Annotated in this window: 23 protein-coding genes and 3 pseudogenes; 8 read left to right on the top strand and 18 right to left on the bottom strand. The window is 38.8% G+C overall.

Annotated elements, in window-relative coordinates; translation table 11 throughout:
- Nucleotides 1-586 precede the first annotated feature (586 nt).
- The 5 genes from I592_RS20300 to I592_RS20280 all read left to right on the top strand — a co-directional run bounded on the left by I592_RS20300 (nt 587) and on the right by I592_RS20280 (nt 5,800).
- Entirely contained in the window at nt 587-1,351 is a 765-nt protein-coding gene (locus tag I592_RS20300) for an IclR family transcriptional regulator (protein WP_010782356.1), read from the top strand.
- A 494-nt stretch (nt 1,352-1,845) separates the two neighbouring features.
- A complete protein-coding gene (locus tag I592_RS20295) occupies nt 1,846-2,652 on the top strand; it encodes a gluconate 5-dehydrogenase (protein WP_010782357.1) in 807 nt (268 codons plus the stop codon).
- 99 nt (nt 2,653-2,751) lie between these two features.
- Complete coding sequence (locus I592_RS20290) at nt 2,752-4,101, top strand: PTS galactitol transporter subunit IIC (protein WP_010782358.1); 1,350 nt, start codon at nt 2,752-2,754, stop codon at nt 4,099-4,101.
- 23 nt (nt 4,102-4,124) lie between these two features.
- Nucleotides 4,125-4,775, top strand: a complete 651-nt coding sequence (locus tag I592_RS20285) for a bifunctional 4-hydroxy-2-oxoglutarate aldolase/2-dehydro-3-deoxy-phosphogluconate aldolase (RefSeq protein ID WP_044927048.1) — start codon at nt 4,125-4,127, stop codon at nt 4,773-4,775.
- A 2-nt stretch (nt 4,776-4,777) separates the two neighbouring features.
- Complete coding sequence (locus I592_RS20280) at nt 4,778-5,800, top strand: sugar kinase (RefSeq protein WP_010782360.1); 1,023 nt, start codon at nt 4,778-4,780, stop codon at nt 5,798-5,800.
- A gap of 153 nt (nt 5,801-5,953) precedes the next feature.
- Here the strand turns inward: I592_RS20280 and I592_RS20275 are convergent.
- Nucleotides 5,954-7,194 (bottom strand): annotated as a pseudogene (locus I592_RS20275) (DNA topoisomerase); the annotation flags it as partial.
- Between the two features lie 105 nt (nt 7,195-7,299).
- On the opposite strand from I592_RS20275, the pseudogene I592_RS22115 reads away from it, so the two are divergent.
- A pseudogene (locus tag I592_RS22115) lies at nt 7,300-7,904 on the top strand (IS3 family transposase); the annotation flags it as partial.
- Nucleotides 7,905-7,999: 95 nt separating this feature from the next.
- Here the strand turns inward: I592_RS22115 and I592_RS20265 are convergent.
- Nucleotides 8,000-9,162 (bottom strand): IS3 family transposase gene (locus tag I592_RS20265; RefSeq protein ID WP_099046871.1). Its coding sequence is split into 2 segments (ribosomal slippage): nt 8,000-8,886 and nt 8,886-9,162, totalling 1,164 coding nucleotides; the frame shifts between segments, so codons are not numbered across the junction.
- A 148-nt stretch (nt 9,163-9,310) separates the two neighbouring features.
- On the opposite strand from I592_RS20265, the gene I592_RS20255 reads away from it, so the two are divergent.
- Nucleotides 9,311-10,072, top strand: coding sequence for an IS3 family transposase (locus tag I592_RS20255; RefSeq protein WP_099046870.1), 762 nt, complete (start codon nt 9,311-9,313; stop codon nt 10,070-10,072).
- A gap of 181 nt (nt 10,073-10,253) precedes the next feature.
- Here the strand turns inward: I592_RS20255 and I592_RS20250 are convergent, their stop codons facing one another.
- From I592_RS20250 to I592_RS20225, 6 genes and pseudogenes are all read right to left on the bottom strand, one after another.
- Nucleotides 10,254-10,949 (bottom strand): Fic family protein, encoded by a 696-nt coding sequence (locus tag I592_RS20250; protein ID WP_010782305.1) that lies wholly within the window; start codon nt 10,947-10,949, stop codon nt 10,254-10,256.
- 48 nt (nt 10,950-10,997) lie between these two features.
- A complete protein-coding gene (locus tag I592_RS20245) occupies nt 10,998-11,597 on the bottom strand; it encodes a tyrosine-type recombinase/integrase (RefSeq protein ID WP_002385303.1) in 600 nt (199 codons plus the stop codon).
- Between the two features lie 612 nt (nt 11,598-12,209).
- Nucleotides 12,210-13,265: pseudogene (locus I592_RS20240) on the bottom strand (IS30 family transposase).
- Nucleotides 13,266-13,578: 313 nt separating this feature from the next.
- The gene (locus tag I592_RS20235) at nt 13,579-13,812 is read right to left on the bottom strand and encodes a hypothetical protein (RefSeq protein ID WP_010782303.1); all 234 of its coding nucleotides are present in this window, start codon (nt 13,810-13,812) and stop codon (nt 13,579-13,581) included.
- A gap of 316 nt (nt 13,813-14,128) precedes the next feature.
- On the bottom strand, nt 14,129-16,384 hold the full coding sequence (locus I592_RS20230; protein ID WP_010782302.1) for a beta-glucosidase: 2,256 nt from the start codon (nt 16,382-16,384) through the stop codon (nt 14,129-14,131).
- A 23-nt stretch (nt 16,385-16,407) separates the two neighbouring features.
- Entirely contained in the window at nt 16,408-16,776 is a 369-nt protein-coding gene (locus I592_RS20225; protein ID WP_010782301.1) for an MFS transporter, read from the bottom strand.
- A gap of 64 nt (nt 16,777-16,840) precedes the next feature.
- On the opposite strand from I592_RS20225, the gene I592_RS20220 reads away from it, so the two are divergent.
- Nucleotides 16,841-17,158, top strand: coding sequence for a hypothetical protein (locus I592_RS20220; RefSeq protein ID WP_010782300.1), 318 nt, complete (start codon nt 16,841-16,843; stop codon nt 17,156-17,158).
- A gap of 2 nt (nt 17,159-17,160) precedes the next feature.
- Here the strand turns inward: I592_RS20220 and I592_RS21525 are convergent, their stop codons facing one another.
- The 10 genes from I592_RS21525 to bglX all read right to left on the bottom strand — a co-directional run bounded on the left by I592_RS21525 (nt 17,161) and on the right by bglX (nt 26,012).
- Nucleotides 17,161-17,475 (bottom strand): hypothetical protein, encoded by a 315-nt coding sequence (locus I592_RS21525; RefSeq protein ID WP_010782299.1) that lies wholly within the window; start codon nt 17,473-17,475, stop codon nt 17,161-17,163.
- Nucleotides 17,476-17,557: 82 nt separating this feature from the next.
- The gene (locus tag I592_RS20210; RefSeq protein WP_010782298.1) at nt 17,558-18,595 is read right to left on the bottom strand and encodes an alpha/beta hydrolase; all 1,038 of its coding nucleotides are present in this window, start codon (nt 18,593-18,595) and stop codon (nt 17,558-17,560) included.
- Between the two features lie 682 nt (nt 18,596-19,277).
- Nucleotides 19,278-20,372, bottom strand: coding sequence for an alpha/beta hydrolase (locus tag I592_RS20205; protein ID WP_010782297.1), 1,095 nt, complete (start codon nt 20,370-20,372; stop codon nt 19,278-19,280).
- Complete coding sequence (locus tag I592_RS20200; protein ID WP_081633645.1) at nt 20,369-20,779, bottom strand: family 78 glycoside hydrolase catalytic domain; 411 nt, start codon at nt 20,777-20,779, stop codon at nt 20,369-20,371. The genes I592_RS20205 and I592_RS20200 overlap by 4 nt, the downstream gene beginning before the upstream one ends.
- Nucleotides 20,763-21,530, bottom strand: a complete 768-nt coding sequence (locus I592_RS20195) for an alpha-L-rhamnosidase N-terminal domain-containing protein (protein WP_010782295.1) — start codon at nt 21,528-21,530, stop codon at nt 20,763-20,765. Before I592_RS20195 ends, I592_RS20200 begins: the two co-directional genes overlap by 17 nt.
- Before the next feature lie 3 nt (nt 21,531-21,533).
- Nucleotides 21,534-22,841: an MFS transporter gene (locus I592_RS20190; protein WP_081633644.1), complete on the bottom strand. Its 1,308-nt coding sequence runs from the start codon at nt 22,839-22,841 to the stop codon at nt 21,534-21,536.
- A gap of 11 nt (nt 22,842-22,852) precedes the next feature.
- A complete protein-coding gene (locus I592_RS21520; protein WP_016250222.1) occupies nt 22,853-23,014 on the bottom strand; it encodes a hypothetical protein in 162 nt (53 codons plus the stop codon).
- Nucleotides 23,007-23,507 carry an MFS transporter gene (locus I592_RS20185; protein WP_016250221.1) on the bottom strand — a complete coding sequence of 167 codons (501 nt, stop codon included), beginning with the start codon at nt 23,505-23,507 and terminating at the stop codon, nt 23,007-23,009. Before I592_RS20185 ends, I592_RS21520 begins: the two co-directional genes overlap by 8 nt.
- Nucleotides 23,500-23,763 (bottom strand): hypothetical protein, encoded by a 264-nt coding sequence (locus tag I592_RS20180; protein WP_167540800.1) that lies wholly within the window; start codon nt 23,761-23,763, stop codon nt 23,500-23,502. The genes I592_RS20185 and I592_RS20180 overlap by 8 nt, the downstream gene beginning before the upstream one ends.
- 41 nt (nt 23,764-23,804) lie before the next feature.
- Entirely contained in the window at nt 23,805-26,012 is a 2,208-nt protein-coding gene (gene bglX, locus I592_RS20175; protein WP_010782385.1) for a beta-glucosidase BglX, read from the bottom strand.
- Nucleotides 26,013-26,029: the final 17 nt, after the last annotated feature.

The raw sequence follows: 26,029 nt of genomic DNA, 5'->3' as shown, positions 1-26,029 counted from the left end.
GATTAAAGGCATGGAAGCCATTCGAGGATTATATAAGAAAACCCGAAAAGAAGGCACTCTCTTCGGGTTTTCGGTCTGTACTGAAATCAAGGTATTATTGGGAATCCCAGCTTAAATCATAGATACCGTAAGGGATTTTATTCTTTATTTAAAACTTTGCAACAGAATCTTATAGACCACTTTACTCGATTATGTTGCAAATATTTCTGACAATTTAATTTTGGAACTAAATAGCGCGTTGTTCGAAGACCGGTACCTCAAAATGTTTAAGAGCACAAAGTTGATATTTTATCTATGTAAAAAAATCTTTCGAAAAAAGTTCTCATTTGTTGATTCTACCCAATCTTTGGCTGTCAGTCGTCGTAAGCTATTTGTGAAAGATAATTGAGTTTTAGATTGTCATAAAATAGCAATAGTGACAAATGAAGTGCTAGTTTTCAAATTGACGTCTTACCCTGATAAACGAGTGTTCGAGCAAGCTATTTCATAACGAAAATAAAATCAGGACTTATTTTGATTTAGGAACATGCTATAATGATTATTGAAGCTATTTAGTATAAACATGTGTTTTACGAGGAGGGATTATTTGGAAAATAAATCAGAAAAAAAACTTTATGGTAGTGTGTTGTTAAAATCCGCTAAAATTTTAGATGCTCTTGCTGAAGAAGGCGGGAAAACTATTCAAGATCTATCAAAGAAAACTAGCATTACCTCCTCCAACCTCTCAAAAATTTTAGAGACTTTGATTGTGATTGGCTATGTTATTCGTGACGAATCTAAATTTTATTATCTAGGAACTAAATTTATGGAATACAATACTCAAAATATCGATGCTAAACGTTTGTTAGCTATTAGTCGACCATATTTAGAAGAATTACGTTCAGTGTTGAATGAAACCATCCACTTATCCGTATTAGAAAATAATAAAATTGTCTATATTGATAAGTTAGAACCAAAAAACCAAGGGATTTATATGACCTCTCGAATTGGTATGGCACGCCCTTTGTACAGTTCAGGCATGGGAAAAGCCGTTTTAAGTACATTTAATCAGGCTCATTTATCCGAGTACCTTGATGGGACTGAGCTGGTTCAACTAGCTAAAAATACGATTACCGACCGTGCCACTCTAGAAAAAGAATTGATTAAAATCTCCAAGCAAGGATTTTCGATAGATGATGAGGAACAAGAGGATGACGGGTATTGCGTCGCGGTTACTATTGAGCGAAATAGCAAGGTTATTGGTGCAATGAGTGTTAGTTTTCCAAAATTTAGATTTTCGGAAGAATATCGCCGAAAAGTTGTGACTGAACTAAAAGACACAAAAGAGAAAATAGAAGCAAGGCTAAGATAATTATTTAGCTTTAGCATGCCAAAGACAGAAAACATCATTTCTCTGTTTTAGACTGTAGACTAAGTCCATTTTATGGAAGAGGTCTATAGTCTTTTTTTGTAAAATTCAGAAAGCTAGGTATCATGCGAGCAAAATTTAAATATAATTGTAAATTAATTTTGTTATTGAATATTAATGGTTCGGAAAATATGATTAATTAAGTTTTATTGGTCTGATGAAATTATACGTGTCATATAGAAAATCGTTAAATATCAATATTTTAACATTAATTTTCAGAGGATTATTTCACGCAAATAATTTTATTGGCAAATTAAATTAAAATAAATAGTAGTTTAATCGAAGGGAAATTCTATGAACAGTTTAGTTATTTCATTAGGTAAATTCAAAAAATAATTACATAAAGCACTTGATTTTTTTTTAAAAGAGAATATACTCACAATTGTAAATAGTTTATTTGGAACTTTATATTTCCAAATAGGAAAAGAGGGAATGTCATGTCGGGTTTCACAATGGATTCATTTAGCTTAAAAGGGAAAGTCGCGTTAGTAACGGGGGCTTCTTACGGAATCGGTTTTGCAATCGCTTCATCTTTTGCAAATGCTGGAGCAACGATCGTATTCAATGATATCAAACAAGAGTTAGTTGATAAGGGAACAGATGCTTATAAAGAAGTAGGTATCGAAGCTAAAGGGTATGTTTGTGATGTTACAAACGAAAAACAGGTCGCTGAGTTTATTGCGCAAGTTGAAAAAGAAGTTGGCGTTATCGATATTTTAGTGAATAATGCGGGTATTATTAAACGAATTCCAATGTTAGATATGCCAGTAGAAGATTTCCGTCAAGTGATCGATGTAGACTTAAATGCACCTTTTATCGTATCAAAAGCGGTTATTCCTGGAATGATAAAAAAAGGTCATGGGAAAATCATTAATATTTGTTCGATGATGAGTGAATTAGGAAGAGAAACCGTTTCTGCTTATGCAGCAGCTAAAGGTGGTTTAAAGATGTTGACTCGAAATATCTGTTCAGAATTTGGAGAAGCCAATATTCAATGTAATGGTATCGGCCCAGGTTATATCGCGACACCGCAAACCGCGCCATTACGTGAAAAACAAGAAGATGGAACGAGTCATCCATTTGACCAATTTATTATTGCTAAAACACCTGCAGCTCGTTGGGGAACAACAGAAGATTTGCAAGGTCCAGCAGTATTTTTAGCTTCTGATGCTTCTGATTTTGTAAACGGTCATATTTTATACGTTGATGGTGGCATTTTAGCCTATATTGGTAAGCAACCATAAAACAGAATTTTTTTATAAAGCTGGTTTCCAACCAGCTTTATTCTATATAGTTAATTGTGAAAAAACGAATTAATATTTTGATTACAGGAGGATAAGAGGATGGCAATAATCAATTATATTATGAGCTTGGGTGCCAGTGTAATGATGCCTATCATCTTTACAATTTTTGGAATTATTTTAGGCTTAGGAGTTTCAAAGTCGCTCCGCGCAGGTATTTCGGTAGGTATTGGGTTTGTTGGTTTAAGTGTGATCACGAAATTATTAGCGGATAATCTAGGACCGGCAGTGAGTAAGATGGTTGACCTTTATGGATTGAATTTGAGTACATTAGATATTGGTTGGCCTGCAGCGGCAGCCGTAGCATACGGTACAGAAGTTGGGGCAATTGTTATTCCATTAGGTTTGTTGGTAAACATTGTTATGCTTTTAACAAGGACGACGAATACTGTGAATATTGATTTGTGGAACTATTGGCATTTTGCATTTATTGGATCCATTGTTTCAATCGCGACAGATAGCTTTTTATGGGGGCTTTTTGCAGTAGTAATTACAGTGGTTATTACTTTGATTGGAGCAGATCGTTCGCAGACAAAAATGGAAAATTTTTATGGGAAAGACCTTGAAGGGATCTCTATTCCGCAGGCTTTTTGTGTAGGGTTTATTCCCTTTGCGATCATTACCGATTGGATTATTGAAAAGATTCCGGGATTAAAATCTATTGATCTTGACGCTAAAAAAATGCAAGAAAAATTTGGGATAATCGGTGAGCCATTGTTTCTCGGTGTGATTGTCGGGATCATATTAGGGCTGATTGCTCAATATACAGTAGCAGAGATGCTGACTCTAGGAATTACAATGGCTGCGGTAATGGTCTTGATTCCAAAAATCACAGGACAATTTATTGAAGGGCTAAATCCAATTTCACAGAGATCACAAGAGTTGATCGGAGCTAAACTAAAAGGTGGACGAAAATTGAACATTGGTATGACTCCAGCTTTGGTTATTGGGCATCCGGTAACGTTAGTTTGTTCTTTACTGTTAGTTCCGATTATTTTATTCCTATCGGTAATTATTCCTGGAAATAAATTTCTACCATTAGCCTCTTTATCTGGTTTGATTTATATCTTTCCTTTAGTACTACCTTACACTAAAGGGAATGTTTTAAGATCGTTGATTACAGGTGTTTTAACCTTGGTCACAGGAGTCTTGTTCGCTACCTCGCTTTCGACAATTTTTACAAAAGCAGTTAGAATCGTTGACGGTGGATTGATTCCTAAAGGAACAACATCTGTAGCATCCATCGATTTTGCAGCAAGTCCATTTTCTTGGGTTGTGTATCAGCTAACAGCAAATATTGGTATAATTGGGGCAGGGATATTAGGAGTACTGACAGTAGGCTTCGCATTATTTAATAGGAAAAAAATTACTACTGAATTAGTAAGTAAATAGTGTTATTGAAAGGTATGTATGAAATGAAGAGAATGACTATTTTAAATAAGTTGAAAAAATCAGGATTGATTGCCGTTGTGCGGGGAAAAGATAAAGCTGAAGCACTCAATGCTACGGCTGCGATCATTGAAGGTGGAATAAAGGGAATAGAATTGACCTTCACTGTTCCCGAAGCCGAAGAAGTTATTGAAGAATTGGTCAAAAAATATGAAGCTAATTCTGATATTGTGATCGGTGCAGGTACAGTTTTAGATGCGATTACAGCTAGAATAGCCATCATGGCTGGAGCTGAATATATCGTTAGTCCAACATTTGATTTGGAAACAGCTAAGATCTGCAACTTATATCAAATTCCTTATTTACCGGGATGTATGACAATCACTGAAATGAAAAATGCCTTAAGAGCCGGGGTAGATATTGTGAAGCTCTTTCCTGGCAGCGCGTTTGGCCCTAGTATCGTCAAAGCTTTTAAAGCTCCACTACCACAATTGAATATTATGCCAACCGGCGGTGTTAGTTTGGACAATATAGCGGATTGGTTTGAGGCTGGAGTAATATGCGTAGGAGTCGGAGGAAATTTATTAGCACCTATGTCGGAAGGGAACTTTGATGAAGTGAAGAAAATTGCTGAGACTTATGTGCGCATCTTAGAAAAAATTAGAAATGAGGGGTAACGATGAGTGTGTTAACGTTTGGTGAGATGATGCTTCGTTTGAAGACACCGGGAAATGAACGTATATTACAAGCACAAACCTTTGAAGCAAGCTATGGGGGAGCTGAAGCAAATGTTGCGGTATCGTTAGCCCTATTAGGAAACCCTGTAAGCTACTTAAGTAAAATTCCTGATAACTTGCTAGGACAAACTGCAAAAAGCACTTTGCAAAAGTATGGTGTCGATACTTCTAAACTATTAGTCGGTGGAGAACGTTTAGGAATTTATTACTTTGAAAAAGGCGCTAGTATTCGCTCAACAAATGTGGTCTACGACAGAAAATTTAGTTCGTTTTCACAAATAAAATCAAGAGAATTCGATTGGTCTTCAATTTTTAAAGATGTTGATTATTTTTATCTCTCAGGGATTACACCGGCAATTTCTATTGAGTTAGAACAAGCCACTTTAGTTGCTTGTGAATACTGTCAAAAACAAAAAATTCCTGTCGTTTGCGATTTGAATTATCGAGAGAAAATGTGGTGTCCTCAAAAAGCGCAAAGCGTCATGTCCAAATTAATGAACTATGTCACGATCTGTATTGCTCATGATGAAGATTTTGAATCAGCACTAGGGATCAAAGCTTTTGACGGGGACAATTCTCGGGGAATCGATCAGCAGTCGTCTTTCAAGGAAGGTATGAAAAAAGTTCGCCAACTGTATCCAAATTGTGAAATGGTTGCAAGTATTTTACGAAACATCTATTCTGTTGAAAATAGTCAATGGACTGCTTTATTGTTGAAAGAGAATACGTTTTATGAGACAGATACCTATGATGTTCACGTTATGGAAGGCGTCGCGGCAGGCGATGCTTTTGGTGCGGGCTTACTTCACGGATTACTACATGACTATACGCCCCATCAATTAGTAAAATTTGCACTGGCAGCCAGTGTTTTAAAATTGACTGTGACGGGAGACTTAAATCTAGTCTCAGAATCAGATATCAAACAAGTAATAAAAAATAATGGAGGAGCTCGTCTATCTCGTTGACAGTGAAAGAACACTATTTTTCGATTTTGGATATAGGATAGAAGTTGAGACAGTTTTTGAGAGAGGGTAAACTAATCTCAAAGGAAGGTGTCCACCTATGTCCAAACGATATACGAAAGAATTTAAGCAAACCATTTTAGAGTTATACAATCATGGGAAAAATATGGCAACGGTCGTTTTAACGACTAAAGCATGAATTTTTCGTTGTAAATCGTCCATTTTTGCTAACGCTGCTTCATTGGGTACTTATTTTGTTGGGATAATGCGTGGTGTTCCTGTACCTTGCTACCGTCCACATAACGCTTTCTAGGCTCGGTTTGAACTATTTCAAGGTCAAGTCCTAAAAAACCGCTATATTTGCCAAAATTAGCTTTTAAATAGGCAAATTCGTTCTCTGTAATAAATGGTGTATCTGTTCTTGGATAACTCAATAATTTAGCTTCATACAGTCCCTGCATAGCTTTTAAAGTTTGGCTCGCTGTCGCTTTATAAAGCTGATTGACTTTTGCCTGCAAACTACTTAAAGAAAACAAACTAGGGCTATTCGTTTTTTTCTCTTTGGTTTGAACATCAGCAATTACACCCTCTTGATTGCCGATTTTAGCCTGTTTAGACGAAGCAAAAGATAAAAGTTCCTCTTGGGTTTTAAAACGCTGTGTAGGGCTTAAAATCCCCTTGAACGCTCCTTGTTTTACTTTTATACTAGCTTCCACCTCGAAAAAAGGTTCTTTCCTAAAGTTTTCTATTGCTTCCTGGCGTTGATAAATGAGATATAAAGTCGGTGTTTGTACACGTCCTAATGAAAATGTACCTTGAACGCCTTTTTGTTGTAAATTCAATGTATATAAAGGGCTTGCGTTCATTCCGATCAACCAATCGGCAATTTGGCGTGTTTGCGCTTCTTGATAAAAAGGGTAGTAATTCATTCCTGGTTGCAAATTTTGAAAACCGCTACGGATCACATCTTTTTCTAAGCTATTAATCCATAAGCGCTTATAGATTTTATCTTTAGAAAAGGCGTCTACTTTATGAATGATTGACCAGGCAATGTTCTCACCTTCTCTGTCGCTATCTGTTGCGACAATGATTGTATTTGCTTTTTTTAGAAGTTCTGCAACAATTTTAAACTGTTTGCCCTTATCTTTGGCGACTTCAAAATCGTAATGATCAGGAAAAATCGGCAAAGATTCAAACTTCCAATTTTGCCACTTTTCGTTATAATGTCCTGGCTCTGCTAATTCGACCAAATGCCCAAAACCAAACGTGATAAATGTTTCGTCTGTAAATAGTGGATCTTTAATCTCAAAATAACCGTCTTTTTTGTTGCTTTGTTTTAAAGCACTTGCATAGGCTAATGCCTGGCTTGGTTTTTCAGCTAAAATAACCGTACTCATAAGAAATGATACGCTACCCCTAACTAGGACAAAGAAATAATTAAGTCCTATGGACTTGGTATAATAAACTAGACAAAAAGAAAAGAGAAAGTGAGGATCTAGATTATGCCGAGACGTTCATTTGATAAAGCATTCAAAACAGCTGCTGTAAAACTAATTATTGAGGATGGTTTTTCTGTAAAAGAAGTGAGTAATCAATTGGACGTTCATGCTAATAGTCTGTATCGGTGGGTTCAAGAATACGAAAAATTTGGAGAAGGTGCGTTTCCTGGTAAGGGAAGCGCACTTTTTGATGCTCAATATGAGATAAAAAAACTTGAACAAGAAAATCGTTATTTAAGAGAGGAACTAGAATTATTAAAAAAGTTCCAGGTATTCTTGAAACCAAACAAGAAATCCGATTCCAATTTATAAAAGAGCATCAAAAAGAATTAAACATTCAACGGGCTTGTAAAACACTAAATGTTTCAAAATCCGGATTTTACGAATTTCTCAAAAGAAAACCTTCAAAAAGGAAGTTAGAGAATGAACTCCTCAAAGAGGAGATTCAATCAATCTTTCATGAACATCATGGAAGGTATGGGTCAATTCGAATTACTAAAGTTCTTCAGAAAAAAGGAATTCAGGTAAATAGGAAACGTGTAGGTAGATTACTTCACGAATTAAATTTGTACGCATGGAATGGCAACAGTTTTTTTGACAAATTTTATAAGGTGCAGAACTTCTTTCCGTATGCTATTCCGATTGTCCTTGACAATGAGCCTCCTCGGATGTGACGATCTTCGGCAGGAGCTAACAGTTAAAGTTAGACTGCCTCGCTAGCGTTAGCACATCCGAGCTCATTATCATGGATTCGCTGCGCCAATCTCTGGTTACGGTAACCAACCGGTGTCTCGTAGCCAAGTGTACCGTGCAACCGAAGGTGGTTCCACCAATTGACATAGTCAAATAACTCCAAATCCAATTGTTGTAAGGTTTCAAATGTGTATTGATAGACAAATTCTACTTTCAACGACTTATAAGTTGATTCAGCTACGGCATTATCAAAAGGACAGCCTTTATGACTTAATGATCGATTGATATCAAAAGTTGTTAATAATTCATCAATAGCTTGGTTATCAAACTCTTTTCCACGATCAGTATGAAAAATCTCAACCTCTGTCAGAGGTTGTTTGATACGGCTAAATGCTTTTTTTACTAGAACGGCATCTTTATGTTCTCCACAAGAATAGCCGAGAATTTCTCGATTGAACAGATCCAAAATGAAACAGACATAATTCCATTTTTTCCCGACTCGTACATAAGTCAAGTCTGTTACGATCGCTTCTAATGGGTTGTCTCTTAAGAATTTACGATTCAATACGTTTGTCGTTTTGGCTTCATTGCAAGTAGAATGATGTACTTTAAAATAAGCAACAGTATAGCTCGATTTTAATCCTCTATTTTTCATGATTCTACTAATTTTTCGTCGGCTGATCTGAATGCCTCGTTTTGATAAGGCTTTTTTTATTTTTCTTGAGCCGTAGGCCTTTCGGCTGCGGATAAATTCTTCAGCGACTACTTCTTCAAGTTCTGATTCATCTTTCTTTGGTTTTGATTGATAATAATAGGACTGACGTGATAGACCTAATATTCTGCACATCGCTGATATAGGGTAAAGATGCTTATTCGCATCGATTACTTGTCTCTTCGTCCGAATATCAGCGCTGCTTGCTTTAAAATATCATTTTCCATTTCTAATTGCTGGTTTCTTTTACGTAGTTCTAACAATTCTTTTTGTTCAGGCGTAAGATTATCTTTTTCTTTGAATGAACCACTCGTTTTAGATTGCTTTACCCATTTGTCAAATGCTGAAGCCGTTAGTTCATATTCTCGAATGATTTCTACACGTGGCTTTCCAGCTAAGTAAAGATTGACGATTTGTTGCTTGAATTCTTGTGAAAAAGTTCTTCGTGTTCTCTTAGACATAAAAATTCCTCCTGGTATGTTTTCTTCTAGTCTACACACCTTAATTTTTCTGTCTAGTTAATTGTAGCCTATTCTGTCTAGTTAATTGTAGCCTATCCAGTTATTAGAAATCCCTAGAAGTGTCTATTATTTTTATAAGAACAAACCATTGACAGTTACAGAAATCAGAAATAATACGTTGAAAAAGAAGATTTCAACTATTTTTTTTACGAATAAACAACGCTATGGCGCCACAAAGATCCATCAAGTTTTATTAAAAGAAGGTATTTCAGTGTCTCTTAAACATGTCCAAAAGCTAATGAAACAATTAAATTTAAGGTCGATTGTAGTTAAAAAATATAGACCTCAAAGATCTAATAGACCGATTATTTCAAAAGAGAACCTCTTAAATCCGGACTTTTCTACTAAGACTATCTGTGAGAAATGGGCAGCTGACATTACTTACATTCCTACTAAGAAAAATGGTTGGTGTTACTTATCTTCAATCATGGATTTACACACGAAAAAGATTATTAGCTATACATTTTCAAAACGAATGACTGTGGATTGTGTCATTCAAACGCTGAACAAAGCAAAAATGCATTATGACATTCCAGAAGGAATGATTCTACACACTGACTTGGGTAGCCAATACACAGCCAGAGAAGTGGAACAATGGCTTGAAACCAACAAAATAAGGCATTCTTATAGTAGAAAGGGAATACCTTATGATAATGCTGGAATCGAATCTTTCCATGCTTCATTGAAAAAGGAAGAAGTCTACACGACTAGCTACTCAGATTTTGAAGAAGCAAATCGAGCACTATTTAGCTACATTGAAGGGTTTTATAACCGAAATCGAATCCATAGCTCGATTCACTATCTAACCCCCCAGGAGTTTGAAGAGTTGGCAAAAGCAAAAATGACGTAACAGTCTCTACTAAAATATGTCCAAGATATTGACTCAAATCCATATCTCAAATCGTAACAAGTTTACTATTGATTCTTCCACAGTTACATTATATACAGCATATCCAAAATAATTTATTGACATTAATGACATTACATACTCTCCTTTTTATTGGCTTATTGTAATTCAGTACTATTGTTTACTATAAATAACGAATACCATAAATACATTCTTCATGTATAAATGATAAAATTTTTGATTCATTGCTAGATTGGTTGCTATTATCATACATAGATAGAAGTTCATTAAATTTTGCAAATACACTTTCAGGAACGGATAACAATCCCAAACCTTTGCTAAACATGATCTTATTAGCAGTTAACAATGCAGTTATCTTATTACCGTCCCAGAATATTTGATTTTTCGAAATGAATAGAAACAGTCGCAGGGCTTTTTCCGTCTCTGATATCTCTTGATTCATTATCTCACCATATTGATTGTTTACCTCGTCTTCAGTTAACATTGGTGGCACATATCTTCCTTGAATCGTCGATACTTCTACCCCACCGTTTCTTATTTCACCAGGAAAAAGGGCATCTTCCGCTGCAACTATCCGATTAATACGCTTACTTGTTTCTATCAGGGGCTCCTGTACGTCATTTAAAAGCAGTTCAAAGCCTCTTTTTAAGTTAACGACGGTCAGGACATCATCTACCGCCACGTTATTGGCCCGATTATACTTGATAATCTCTTCTGTTTGTAATAGCGTTGTATTCAATCCTTCAAATTTCCCCGCATTATACACCAGTTCCACAATATTTTTCTTCAATAAATACACAGACTCTTTGCGAGATAAGTGGTATTTATCCGGAAAGTTAGGTCTCTTTTCTTCGTTCATTTTCTCACCTCTTGAATTTTTCCTTCTATTATATAGGGTATTATTCTGTCATAGATCCAAACTCTTTACGGCAGTATCTTTGTCTTCCTGAGTGATCCCAATATAGCGTAAGGTCTCCCGTTGTGAAGAATGATTGAGCAGCGACTGAATGATCTCTGTTTTGGTCCCTTGCTTGTACAAAAAATAGCCGAAGGTCTTGCGCATCGAATGAGGACCAATTTCTTTCAGCCCAACCGCCGTTCCTGCTTCATGAATGATCCGCCAAAGGCTTTGTCGGGTCAAAGGCGTATCTGCTCCTTTTCGACTTGGAAACAAATACTTGCTGAAGTCTTGTGCTTGCAGCTGCTCAGGAAATTCGGATTGAACATAATCGAGAATCACTTTTCGTAATTTGTTCGAAATGAAGACCGAATTGTGTTTGGCCGTTTTTTGTTCCTTCATGGCCAGACGTTCTTTGACAATCACCCGCCCACGGGAAATTTCTAACACATCACTTAATTTCAACTGTCTTAAATCGGAAATTCGATAGGCTGTATTGATCCCGATCGAAAAAAGCACTAAATTTCGTTGCCCATATTTTCCGGAAGCCAAAATTGCTTTCATGGCATCGATCTTTTTTTTGTCGCGAATCGGTTCCACGCTCTTCATTTTTAGCCCCCTCTCAAATGTTACTTAATATGATTATATCAGATAATAAGTCACATTTAAATAAGCTATAGAAAAAAGACTCTAAAAGAAAAGTGATTTCCTCTTAGAGCCTCTAAGGATGGAGCGATTTTAGCGAATGTGACAGAATCAGTTTGTGTCACTTTCAAACTATAATGAACTAAGTGCTTATTTTTAAATAATAGGTGATAACTATTAAACATAAGAATTTTAAATTAACCTTAAATCATTTTTAGAATGGGATAAATGCGTTTTTTGATGAGCCATATTGTGCTGGATAATGGATACTCGCAAATACTCCACAAAAAAATTTACCAGTAATATAATCCTTTTCGAATTGAATATAGTATCACACTCAAAAGATACTTTCTAAAAAAAATGTTTTCGATTTTTTAATAGCTATTGGTCACTTTTTTTCAAAACCCAAATTTCAAGAACAAGTTAGCCACTTTTTGAAAAACGTGAAAATCATGTGTTATCTGTAAGTTCCGATGTTGATTTGATAATGAGTTGCGGCATGGTAGTCTGATTTGACGGGCTGGCTATGCCAGCTTGCCCAGACGATACCCATAGCGCAAGAGGCTCGTTGTCAAATCAACTAACTACTTTATTTAGTTCTTGTTCAAAACAAGACTGGGGTGTCGCATAGTTTAAGATCTTTCTGGGTAGTTGATTCATTTTATTGGCAATTTGCTCGATTTCCTTTCGATGATAGCTGTCCATACTTTCGCCTTTGGGAATATATCTACGAATGATGCCATTGTGATTCTCGTTCGTTCCACGTTCGCAAGAAGTATACGGATGGGTAAAATAAATTTCTGTCAATCCATTTAACGTTTATGACAACTGAGCGAACTCCGAACCATTATCAGCTGTAATCGAACGAAATACAGTGGAAAAATTGTTCCCATATTCTTTAGCTAATCGGTTGATGGCATAACTGACAGAGTCTGCATCTTTGGCATCAAGCACACGAATGATTTCAAAACGTGTTTTTCGTTCCGTTAAAGTTAAGAGCGCTGTTTCTGAACCATTCCGTTTACCAATGACTGTATCAATTTCAAAGTGACCAAATTCTTCACGTGTTTCAACACTTGTCGGTCGTTCTTCGATACTCTTTCCAAGAACTTTTCGATTTTTTACCTGCTTGGTTTGTGCTGGTTTACGTGTTGTTTTCCTCAGTAAATCAATGTTTTTGATTTCAAGACGTTGCTTGTCAATATACTTATAGAGGGTGGTCGTACAAACCATTTCAGCTGGAGAAAAGAGTCGATGGACTCGTGCAAAACCAACCGTTGTATCTGGAGAATAGCCCTTTGTTTTAAACAGTTCGATAAAGTACGCCAAAAAGGTACGGACTTGAAAAAATTTTTCTTTCCGATGGCATCGTTGTCGGTTGTTTCTATACCGATTTTGAGCAAATTCTGCATTATACTTGAAGAAATAATGACATTTCCCATTGATCTTTTTCACTTGTTTCAATTTTCCACGCTTCAACTCATTGTTAATTGTTTGAGGAACCACACCTAACCTTTTGGCAATTTGCCGATTGGATATTCCTTCGCTATGCCAAGCGGCAATTTTTCCACGTTCAATGGCTGTTAGGTGCTGAACTTTTAAACGAGTTGTGGTAGAATTTGAATACGTCATAGTGAAAATCTCCTTATTAGTTGGTGTCGGAACCCTAATAATACATGATTTTTCACTATGATGTTTTTTTATTTTTCAGGTGGCTAACTTGATTATAAAATTCGCGTTAGAAATTCAAAATAGCGAAATTACTGATTTATAAAATACAGGCAGAAAATATCCTATCTGCCTGTATTTTAGCTACACTAGAAGAATCTCAATCGTCAGTTACTCATAAAAATTTGTTTTTTGTACATAATATTGGTAATGTTCTCTAAAATATAGTTCCTTTTTTGTCTTTACCACCTTTTACCCCTTTCTGCTGTTGTCCCAATCATTCTGATATCACACTACTAAAGGTTGAAGCATTTGCTTTTTCCTTTGCATTCTTTTCGTCTTTCATCTTATATATAATGTCCAATACAATTTCAGGTACAGTCATATTATCATCACAGTACTTAAAATTATTTTCTATTTCTGTAGAATTGTTAGTGTTTTCAGTTGCGTTTTTATTCTCTTCCCTAAAAAGCCTTTCAAAATCATCAATATAATTAAAAAAAATTCCCATAAATTACAGTCCTCCATATTTCAAAAGCAACTCTATTCATCCATATGGGAAACTTTCTGCTATTTTTTATAGAAGTGTACTGTACCCTGCTATTGCAAATGCTCCCGGCCCCCCGTGTGTTGTGATAACTCCGCCTGCTGATATCCAGTGTATGGTCTGAAATCCCAGCTTTTGAACGGTTTCTTCTGCGATAATCCTTAACTCTTCTGAAAGTCCAGTTAGTATTTAAATGTTTCTATTCTGAAGCGCCATGTAAAAAAAATGTCCTCCACATTTTCACCGCTGTTTCTCATAAACGATTCCTCCAGATATTATCCTATTGTGCAAGTAAACAATTCAGCTGCCCGATCAGCTGTTCCACCTGCTCTCCCGGCATCTGCCCCAGCAGAGATTTCAGCGGCATTTCCCGGATGACTTTCTCACCCAGCTTCTTATATTCGTCACTCATACTTTCTGCTGATGCGGCCGCTGCTGCCAATGGCGCTAGCAGTTCCGTAATAACGGGAGCGGTTTTCGTATGATCCAATAATTCTCCGAACGTTGTTGCGAAATCTACGCGAAGGAGCAGTTCTTTCTGTGTTTCAAACACAATATCCGCATGTAATCGGATGTCATCAGAAGCATGGCCGATCAAGATCCGATATGTTCCGGATGGCGCATACCAGTCCCCGAGACGTTCTTCATAATAGGAAAGATCCCTCGCCGAAATTTCCATCGACACCGTTTTCTCCTCTCCCGGCAGGAGATGAACTTTGGCAAATCCTTTCAATTCATTGACCGGTCTTTCCGGTGTGCCGCACAGGTCGGCCACGTACAGCTGTACAACTTCTTTTCCTTCTGTTTTTCCTGTATTTTTCACCTTGAAAGAGACCGTCAGGATATCCTCATCCGTCATTTGAGCCGATGACAAAGTCAAGTCCCCATAAGCAAATTCCGTGTAAGACAGCCCATGGCCAAATGCATATCTGACCGGGACTTTCTTTGTATCATAGTAGCGGTATCCGACAAAGATATCCTCACCATATAACACCCGCTTTCCATTTCCCAGGAAATGAAGGAAGCTCGGATTATCTTCCAGCCGGTACGGGAATGTCTCCGCCAGCCTGCCGGACGGATTCGCTTCTCCGTATAACAGTCGGTCGCAGGCTTCACCGACCCCCTGACCTCCGAGATACATTTCCAGGATTGCGCTTACTTTATCAGCCCATGGTAGTTCTACCGGACTTCCATTGTGGAGTACTACTACAACATTAGGCTGTACTTTCAACACTTCTTCGATCAGACGGTCCTGGCATTTGGGCAGCTTCATGGATGTTCTGTCATACCCTTCCGACTCAAATATCTCAGGCAGCCCGGCAAAGATTACCGCGACGTCTGCTTCTGCAGCAGTCCGAAGCGCTTTTTCCAGCTCTTGTTCCGTCATCGCGTCATTTTCCATAGAAAATCCTTTTGCATAAGTCACGCTGCGCCCTTTTTCTCCGGCAGCATCCAATGCCGAGACAACTCTGAACGGATTGATATGGCTGGAGCCGCCGCCCTGATACCGCGGCTTTTCGGCAAATTCCCCTATATAGGCAACCTTTCTGTCTGTATTCAGCGGAAGTATACCGTTATTTTCCAGCAGGACCGCACATTCTGTCTCAATATCCGCTGCTTTTTTATGATCTGTTTCCTTATCAGATATAACTTTCGGACGATGCTGCTCTTCACCGGCAAATACAACATTCAATACCCGCTCCACCGCTTCATCCAGCACAGCTTCGTCCAGTCTTCCCTCCTGTACTGCCGTTACAATCTGTCTGTCATTGTATCCTCCGGAATAAGGCATCTCCAGATCCAGTCCAGCCTGCAGCCCCTTCACCCGGTTATTTACAGCGCCCCAGTCACTGACGACGCAGCCTTTGTATCCCCATTCTTTTCTCAGGATATCTGTCAGAAGATATCTGTTTTCTGAAGCATATTCTCCATTTATTTTGTTGTAGCTGCACATGACGGTTCTTGGGGCTGATTCTTTTACTGCTTTCTCAAACGCAGGCAGGTAGATTTCCCTGAGCGCACGTTCTGACACCTCGGAAGATATCGTCATACGGAGTGTTTCCTGATTATTCAGCGCGAAGTGCTTAATGCTTGTCCCCACGCCCTGACTCTGTACTCCGCGGATATATGCCGATGCCATCCTGCCTGCCAGATATGGATCCTCCGACAGATACTCAAAGTTCCGTCCACATAACGGGCTCCTTTTAATATTCACCGCCGGACCAAGTAGCATGCTTATATTCTCGGCCTGACACTCCGCTCCCAGCGTCTCTCCCATCCGTTCCATCAGGTCAACATCGAAGCTGGAGGCTGTTGCACAGGCTGCCGGGAAACAAACGGCCTTCACACTTTCATTCAATCCCAGATGATCCGTTTCCCCTTCCTGCTTTCTCAGTCCGTGAGGGCCGTCCACCATCATAACTGACGGAATGTTCAGTCGTTTGATTTCTTTCGTATGCCAGTTATCAGCGCCCGAGCAGAGACTTGCCTTCTCTTCCAGCGTCATTTTTGAAATCAGTTCCTTTATTCTGTCCATCTCAAAAGTCCTCCATTCTTTTCTTAATACTGATTGATCATCTGTGCCTCTGCCTCTTCACGGCTGATCTCGCCATTGTTGCATTTTGCCATCAGCTGGACATCATGGTCATTAAGTTTGTAAAGGCGAAGTATAAGCAGAGTGCAAATACCCCCGATAATGCCTCCAAGACAGCTGAATGTCCATAATTTATCGGCAAATCCTGCCGCCTGAACAACGCCTTCTCCTTCCCGGAAGCCGATTAAAGTTAACGCAAACACACTGACTGCTGTTGCGATCCCTCCATTTAATTTTGTAAAAAATGTCTGCGCTGCAAACGGTACACCACGCATTTTTAATCCTGTCTTGTACTGTCCATACTCGTAGCAGTCCGGCGTAAACTGATATGACATCTGCGCCACCGCTAAAGGTTACGAATCTCTTGCTTATATGAGCCTGAAAAGGAGGGGATAAACCATGCAGAACAATATCCGCAACACAAACCTGCGTTTTAATCTGGACAAAGAACAGCAGCGGAGAGCCTGGGAATATTTACAGACAATGGACAGGCAGGATTTTAAATCTTACAGTCAGGTAATCTCTCTTGCACTGGTAGATTATTTTGACCGCTACTACCGCACACGGGCTGATCCTTATCTGGAAACAAGAGAACGGGAAGAACTTTTTGTGAAACAGATTGTAGATGCAGTGGAAAACAGTCTGAAACAGGCATTGCCACTTTTTCTTTCCGGACTGACTGCAGGCATGGCGCAAAGGGAGCCCCAAATCAGGTAATGTCATGATGCCAAGGTCAAAAGGTCTAAATCCACATGAGCTTGCTCATAAGTGGATGAAAGGCCTTGGGACCCGCCCCAATATGAGCCTAAAAGTGGGATGACAATCCCACGATATGCGAGAGGCTCGTCCGATAACATAACGGAGAGGATCCCCAACCGCTCAATTCCCACCGTATTCCAGAAATCCGCCCCGCTGTCCGCCTTTTTCCGCTCAAAGGACACAACGCCCACCGGCCGGAGCATCCTGTGCTTCAGCACAGGCTTTAATTTTTCAGCCTTGCCCAAAAAAGAATCATTGTTTTTTACCTGTCCCATACTGTCATTTCTCCTGTTCTCCCACGCTTTCGGACATGCCGCACCGCGGCACAAACAACAGTTGAAATCCGTGAAGAGCAAATCAACATTTCCGATGCTCCTCCCAGAATGCGACTGCATCCCGCAGCCAGCCCTCTGCCGCAGTATCTATCCCCAGGCCAAAGCCATGACCCAGCTTATCATACATGACGATATCGACATTTTCCTGCCCCAGCGCTTTCCTGATGTCCGGGATGATCTTCTCCACGGCCGCAAAACCGGTAGGGTCATCCCGCCCGACCCTGGAAAATATAGCAAGCTCCTTGTCCTCCTCGTGAACCTTAAGCTCCCAGTGCAGGCCATAGATGGGGAAGATGGCGGCGGGCCTTGGCAGATTATGTTTATGGCAGCAGTCCTTATAATCAGAAAATGCGTAGGCTGTCGTCATCAGGCCTCCAGCGGAGAACCCGAACATACCAAAGCCGTCCATCGTATAGCCGTACTCTGCCTGATGCCCTATCAGATACCTTACCGCCGGCAGCACATCCTTGGATGCCTCCCCGCCCTTGGCCTGCGGTTCGGTTTCATGCAGCTCCACATTCACACGGTAGACCAGCACAAACGCACTGTATCCCCTCCTGTGCAGCTCCATGGCTGCCGGGATGCTCTCCAAATAAGAGGCTACGCCGTCAAACCCGCCGCCCGCAATCAGCACAGCCACGGGCTTCCCTGGCTCCCCCTGGAACAGGATCCCCTGTACCTTTCCCTTGTCGGGATCACGCCTTACCTCATCCTCCGCATAAAGCCCGCTGATGAAATGCACCTTTTTCAGCCCTTTCTGCTCCACGACATAGTTGAAACCATCCACGATGCTCTGCGCCTGTGCGGGCTGCCCGATAAGATTGCACAAACCATGGACGCTCATGCCTGACATGGCATATATTTCCTTTGGCGACCCGGTCTTCATAAAAAGCTCCGGCCTGCCCTCCCATACGGGATGCTGCAGGAAGAACGCAATCTTGTCATTGATCGTAGCCCTGCGGAACCCTCCCGCGACATTGTAAAACTCCGATTCCTTTACCTTCGGCATATGCTTGACGCCTAAGATTGCCGGCCAGAACAGCCCTTTGTACTTACCCATGTTTTTTTCCTCCTTATCTATTTCAGAACGGTCTCGGAAACTCCATAAAACCCGAATCTCCGCTCTTTTTGTACTTGTTACTTTTTTCGTTTCCTCCCATTTTCAGAGAGGGATTTTAAATTTTTTCAGCAAATTTCCAAAAAACTATTGTCATTTCTCGTGAATTGTGCGCCATTCACTACACGTTGATATTCCACTCCTTTTGCGGTTTACCAGTGCCAAAAGACATGATTCTGTCAGTTTTCTGGTAGCTTTCCATGAATTTGAAAAACACATGCCCGACCTGCACATATCAAATATGTGCCTTGATTCTGCCATGGATAACTATCCAACATATAAGCGGACTCTTTCCCCAATAGCGTTTGTTTCAGCTCTCATTCAAGAGGGCTGCTTACCATGTCTTTTTTTTACTGCAGCTCTTCTAAACATCATCTCCTCCGCTCGCAAACCACTGTATTACTGATTTGCTGGAATACTCTCTGAATTATATCAATTATTTATTGAGTTTCCGAGACTACTCTGCGAATAATTGGGAGGATTGTGGGAGTGCAAAGCACGGAACAATCCGTAGGCATCATAGTTGGGGGCTTTTGACCCCAACATCTTTAAAAAAGGTCAGATGTTTTATAATTTTATAAAACACTTGACCTCTCAAAATTCACTCTTCCTGTTCTTGAAAAAATTATTTCCGATGTGCCTCCCAGAATTCCACTGCCTCTTCAAACCAATGAGGTACTATGGTATTGGAACCAATACCAAATCCATGTCCGAGATTATCGTAAATCCGTACAGACACATTGTCCTCACCCAACACGGATTTCAATTGCGGAAGTCTCTTCTCTACATTTCCGAATCCGTATTCATCCTCGCGCCCTGCGATGGAAAATACCGCCAGTCCCTTATCCTGCTCAAGCGCTTTCACATTCCAGTCCAGACCATACATCGGGAAAATCACTTTCGGTCTCGGCAGTTTTACTTTGTGACAGCAGTCCTCGTAATTTGCGAAGGAATATGCCGTAGTCATCATGCCGCCTGCCGAGAAACCGAATATCGCATAGTCATCCATATCCACAGACAGTTCCTGCTCATGCTCCTTCAGATAACGGATTACCTGCACCAGCTCCCTGACCGCTGCCTGCCCCTGTTTTTCATGTTCCGTTTCTCCCAGCTGTTTGCCAATCGGGTAACTGATTACCAATACGGAGTACCCCAACTTGTGTAATTTCATTGCCACGGGATATCCCTCGCAGTCCGTCACATTACTGATAAATCCACCTCCGGGAACGACCACCGCCAACGGTTTTCCTTGCTTTCCTTTGTAAAACATTCCGGTCAAATGAGACTGATATGGATTCTGTTCTATCATTTCTTTCGAGTTAATATCGGAAATCAACTGCGCCTCTCCACTTTCCACAAGCCGGGTCAGGTAATTAAAAGCCTCCAGTGCATTTTCCATCTGATCACTTCTGCCCTGCGCTTTTAGAAAATCTGTATATTTTGCCGGGGCAATCGCTTTTAACACGTTATCCTCAACATTAAAAAACATATGCTTATAGCCGCCAAACACCGGATGCTGCATAAAAAATGCCATTTTATCATCTTTTTCCGCTTTCCGGAATGTTCCGTCTGCCTGATAATAATCTTTCTTTTTTATATTCGGAAAACCGCCGATGCCAAACAGTGCCGGCAGAAACATCGCATTTTTCTTATAAACATACCCCACAAAGCCGACTGCTAAAATGAGCAGCACGAGCATTATCATTGCCAGAATTTTCATATGTTCTTTTCCTCCTTATCTCTTGCCCAAAATTGTCCTGCGTGCGCCACTGCCGTAAAATCTTCCGGCTTTACCGGAGCATCACATATCACTCTCACATAGCGGAAACCATGATATGTAAAATGCGGTCTGTACTCTGCGGGTTTCCCGTTAGATATATATACATCCGTCTGTGTATGACCTGTCATGTCAGCACCAGCTATATTATTAAAATAATTCCCCTGAGAATCCTTGGTCTCAAAGTGATCTAGTATCAACTTTGTTCCTGCGGGCAAATCCACCTTTACCCGCAGTACACCTGCCAGATTCTGACCGAAATCGATAATGGTCTCTCCCTTTGGGCTTACCTCCATACCGACCGCCTCCACTTCTTTCACCGGCCGCACAGGTTCACCATACTGTACCATCGGCAACTTTCAACTTATCGTCAGAGAGAACTGTCTCAAATGTGCCGTCTTCATAATCCAATTTTATCTGGAATAATACAGAATGTTCCTTCTTAATCCCCTTATCTGGATCCTTGAAATTTTTGCTATTATACCAGCCATCACCAACAAGCATTCCTAGTACATTTTCTCCCAGTTTCACCAATTGTGTGATATCATACCACTGATAGCACAGATATTTACTATATAATGTAAATTCGGGTGCAAGAATTCTGTCATCAGGTCTTTTTCCATTCACTGATAATTCATAAGCGCCTCTGCAAGTAGCATAAACACTTGCGCACTTAATCTGACTAGTTACATTAAATCCACGTCTAAAATATTCCGCACCGTTTTGTCCGCCATTTCCTTTTTTGTATTTTTTCATTTTGAAAGGCGAACTAACCCACTTTGCTTGCCATTCTTTGTTCATAAAACCAGTCTGGAAATTAGCCGACAGCATTGCACTTTCGTCATAGTTATCGATTACAGTAACTGTCCACGTATAACATCTTAAGTCTTTAAGAGTCTTCCCGCCATAGCAAACAAAAGTACTCTCATCACTTTCGATAATTCCAGAATCCCAGAATAATTCATTTCCGCAAGAAACAATTATTTGGTAAGACTTTTGCATTACATTTTTCTTGTCACTAATAATAACCCACGAGAAATATGGAGTCTTATCTATACAAGGTTTGACCTGATTATTTACTTTAAGCCTTATTAAGTTCATGAACTAATCCTCAAACCTATAATTAATATGAAATAAAATTGCACCAATTGTGTTAATCACCGCCGGAGCAATAATGGCACATAAAATAATACCTGTCTTTACGCTATCTGGCTGTATACCTGCTCCCCCTACAAAGCCAAAAAGTGCAAGTATATATCCTGGTATAGCACCACCGATTCCCTGTGCCATCTTGCCAATGAAAGAAGTAAGTGAAGCAATTGCAGCCTCTGCTCTGGCTCCAGTTTTTTTCTGAACATACGAAGTGTTATCCGCCTGCATACTGATTAAGAGTGGCCCAGTTGCACCTCCTGCAACACCTCCAAAGAAAGTACTGATATAAAGTAGCAGCATAGATTCTACATCAAGAAGACGAATAAGTGATGTTGATACAGCGATTGCAATAGCTATCAGGAATACTTTCTTCTTTCCCAAACGGTTAGCAATTGCTGGCGCAATAATCATACCCACTAATGATGTAATTAGTGAAATAACAGTTACAAATGACAGCTTAGTCATATCACCAATAATGTAGGTAAAAAAGAAGGTACCCACGCCACCACCAATAGAGCTTGCGACTCCGATAACAAGTGACATAACAAAGAATGACCATACAGGTCTATATCTGAAAAATTTAAGCATATCTTTAAAGCTATATCTTTCTTCTGCTGATCCCTCAAATGCTACTCGCTCCTTTACCAATAATGCACCCAAAATCGAACAGATTAAGACAAAGAACATTGATCCAAAAATCAAAATATAATAATTTTCAAGTGTAGCCTCAGCTACGATAAGTGGAGCAGCAATACCCAATACTGCACCACAGAATAAGCCTCCAAGAGAACCTGTTAGAGCAAGACCATTTCTTTCATTAGCATCCGCACTCATTACTGGAATTAAACTATTTTTGGTAATGTCCATACAATCAAAAGTCCACCCAAGAAGTAAATATGTCACATACACAACCACATATTTTGCTCCTGGGAACCAAACTGCTCCAAACCATAATAGAATATAGTTGATTACACATATGATAGTACCCAGGACAAGCATTGGTCTGAATTTACCATACTTTGTAATTGGTAACTTATCCAAAAAAAATCCCATCATTGGATCACTAATTCCATCTACCACTTTTGAAATCAGAAACAGTGTTCCCAGCGCTGCTGGATTAAGTCCTACCACCGTTGTGTAATAAATCAAGAAGAATGATGATAATAGTCCCATCATTGGTGCATTTCCTGCAAATACCAAAAAGAGACCTGTTTTTTCCTTAAAAGTTACATTTTTCATTTTCATTTCTTCACCTTTCATAATATTATAATTTAAAACTGTGAAAGTACTGCATTGACCATTGCAGCTTGTTCATCTTCTACCTTTGCTGCAAACATTTCTGCTACTTGTGCAAGTGTAAAATCATATACCTGAACCGGTATCATATCTACATCCACCATGGTTTTCAAAAATGCTCTCACTTCCTTATTCATCATAAGATCCTCCATTTTTGAATCTACTGAGTAAGCCTTTTATAGCACTCAGTGTTTGTCTTTCCTTCATATCCGATGTCATGACAGGTAGAAGACTATTGAGTGAGATATCCATAATCGGAAAAAGAATTCCTAATAATATATATGAAATATAGGCAATCACAAGTTTTCCACTAGTAGCCATCATTGGTCCAAACCACAGCAATAGGTAATTCAATGTACATAAAATAGTTCCGACAAACAACGGAGGTCTAAAGTGACCAAAGCGAGTGCTTGGTAGTTTATCTATTAAAAAGCCCACCAGCGGATCAGTAAGCCCATCCAATATTCTGGCAATAAGAAACATCGTCGCACATGCTCTAGGATCTAATCCAACAATATTCGTATAAAAAATTAACAAATATCCATTAATCAATGTCATAACTGGAATATTCCCTATATTTAGGGAAGCATAGGCGGCCTTTTCTCTCAGACTAATTTTTGTATCATTCATTTTCTTCTTCACCTCTCAACACACTATTCAGTTTATTTTCAATCTGCTCTTGTTCTCTGTTTGTTATCGCCCCTAGACTAACTAGTGATTTTAAAGGTACATTTTCAAGAATGGCTTCAATCATTTCTTTGTCAGCCGCTGAAATTTCTTCTGATTCCCCACTACTTTGATTAATAATTCCTGAGAACAACTCTTGAGACAGTACTGAAGTTCGAACATCTTTCAACAAATCTCCTACAGTTGTAGTACCATCCACAGAATTTTTTAATCTTGAATAAAATTATCCATCAACACTAATTAGCAATCACGAAACATAAATTCTCCAGATAATGTTTCTTCACTATTAGTACCAACAAACACTTTAAAATCGCCATTTTCTACTTTCCAACAGTTCTCCTTATTGTAAAAAGTAAGATCTTTATCATTTATTTCAAACAAAACTCTTTTTTGTTCATTTGGTTCTAATTCAATTTTCTTAAACCCTTTCAATTCTTTTATAGGGCGGACGATGCTGCCGATAACATCTTGGATATACAATTGAACAACTTCTTTGCCTTTTACCGCACCTATATTTTTAACATCAATGGATATATTTAATGTTTTTCCAGGAGTAATTACTTTATCACTAAGTTGTAGATTGCTATATTCAAATTTTGTATAGCTTAATCCGTAGCCGAAGGAATAGAATGCTTTATTTGAACAATCAATGTATTTTGACACAAACTTATCGGAATGATTTGAATTTTCTAACGGTCTTCCTGTTTTAAATTCATTATAAAATACGGGTATTTGTCCTTCATTTTGTGGAAATGACATAGTTAATTTAGCTGAAGGATTCACTGCACCAATTATAATATCATAAATAGATTTTACACCTTCACTGCCTGGAAACCATGCTTGTAAAATAGCATCTGAATAGGCAGCAACTTCATTCATTATCAACGGTCTTCCACTAAAAACAACTGTGACGATTGGTTTTCCCAGACTAGATAACTTTTTTAATAAAGATATTTGTTGGTTTTCTAAACGAATTTGTGTACGACTAGCGGCTTCGCCACTTTGCAAAAAATGCTCTCCAATTGGAATAATTAAAACATCTACATTTTCGTTTTTTATATTTTCTACAGCCTTATCTGTTTGTTCGTCTGTCATTAAGGTATCAGTGTTTTGACCAAATAGATGAACAAATTCTCCCATAAACTCATTATTCTCAGTTAAATTACAACCTTTTTCTGTAATTATCGTTCCGTCATAATTACTCTCAAAAATACTTTTTAATGATTCATTTTGGCTGCTATTTGCCATCATAGCCCACATTCCGTTTAGTACTTTTTCATCAGCATACGGACCAATTAATCCAATTTTTTTATTCATTTTTATCGGTAAAGTACCGTTTTTATTTTTTAATAACACGATTGATTCATCCGCCACTTTTTTTGCAATCTTCTTATTTTCATTTGTCGCAATAACTTTACTAGCTGAGTCTGCAGTAATTCCTCGATACGGATCTTCAAACAGTCCTAAGAAATTTTTGAGGTTTAAAATTCTGAATACTGCTTTATCTACATACTCAGAATATATCGGATCTTTCTTTATGGCTTCCGCTAAGTTATTTACATAAATATCTGTTTTCATATCTAAATCAACTGAAGCTGTAATAGCCAATTTGGCTGCTTCTAATTCATTTTCTGCAATTCCATGGTAAATCAGTTCACTGATAGCTGCATAATCTGAAACAACGACACCATCAAACCCCCATTCATTGCGTAACACATCTTTTAATAACCATTCATTCGCACTAGCTGGAATACCATCAATAGTATTAAATGAGGTCATAACCATGACGCTTCCCGCATCAATTGCTGCTTTATATCCAGGTAAATATACTTCTCTAAACGTTCTTTCAGTAACATCTACAGTGTTATATTCTCTACCTCCAGTGGGTGCACCGTAACCTGCAAAATGTTTAATACAAGCACCAACATTTTCATTCGAAAAATCACCTTGTAGCGCCTCTATCTCTGCTTTTGCAAATTCAGAAGTAAGATAGGCATCTTCTCCTCTTGTTTCCATTACCCTACCCCATCTTGGATCTCTAGATACATCCAATACTGGAGAAAAAACAACATGCGCCCCAGTTGCGGCACTTTCTTTTGCTACCATACTCATTCCTTTGGCAATTAGCTCAGTATTCCATGAACTACTATATGCTAAAGGAATTGGTAGGACTGTCTGAAAACCATGAATAATATCAGAACAAAAAAGTATTGGTATTTTACTATTCTTTAAATGCTGTTCTTGTATGTTTTTAATTTCTTCAAAATTAAAAACATTATAAATTGAACCTATATTATTAATGTTTTCCTCAGTAAGTTTTATTTTACTTTCTGGACCCGTTATTATGCTTTTATTTTTAAAAACAGTACCATCCATTTGAAGTAATTGAGAAATTTTTTCTTGCTCTGTCATTTCTTCAAATAATTTTTGTAAATCTTTTTTATCCATCCTTTTACCCCCTAATA

Origin of the sequence: Enterococcus gilvus ATCC BAA-350 (assembly GCF_000407545.1) — a bacterium.
Lineage (GTDB): Bacteria > Bacillota > Bacilli > Lactobacillales > Enterococcaceae > Enterococcus_A > Enterococcus_A gilvus.
This window is presented reverse-complemented; position numbering and strand designations above follow the sequence as displayed.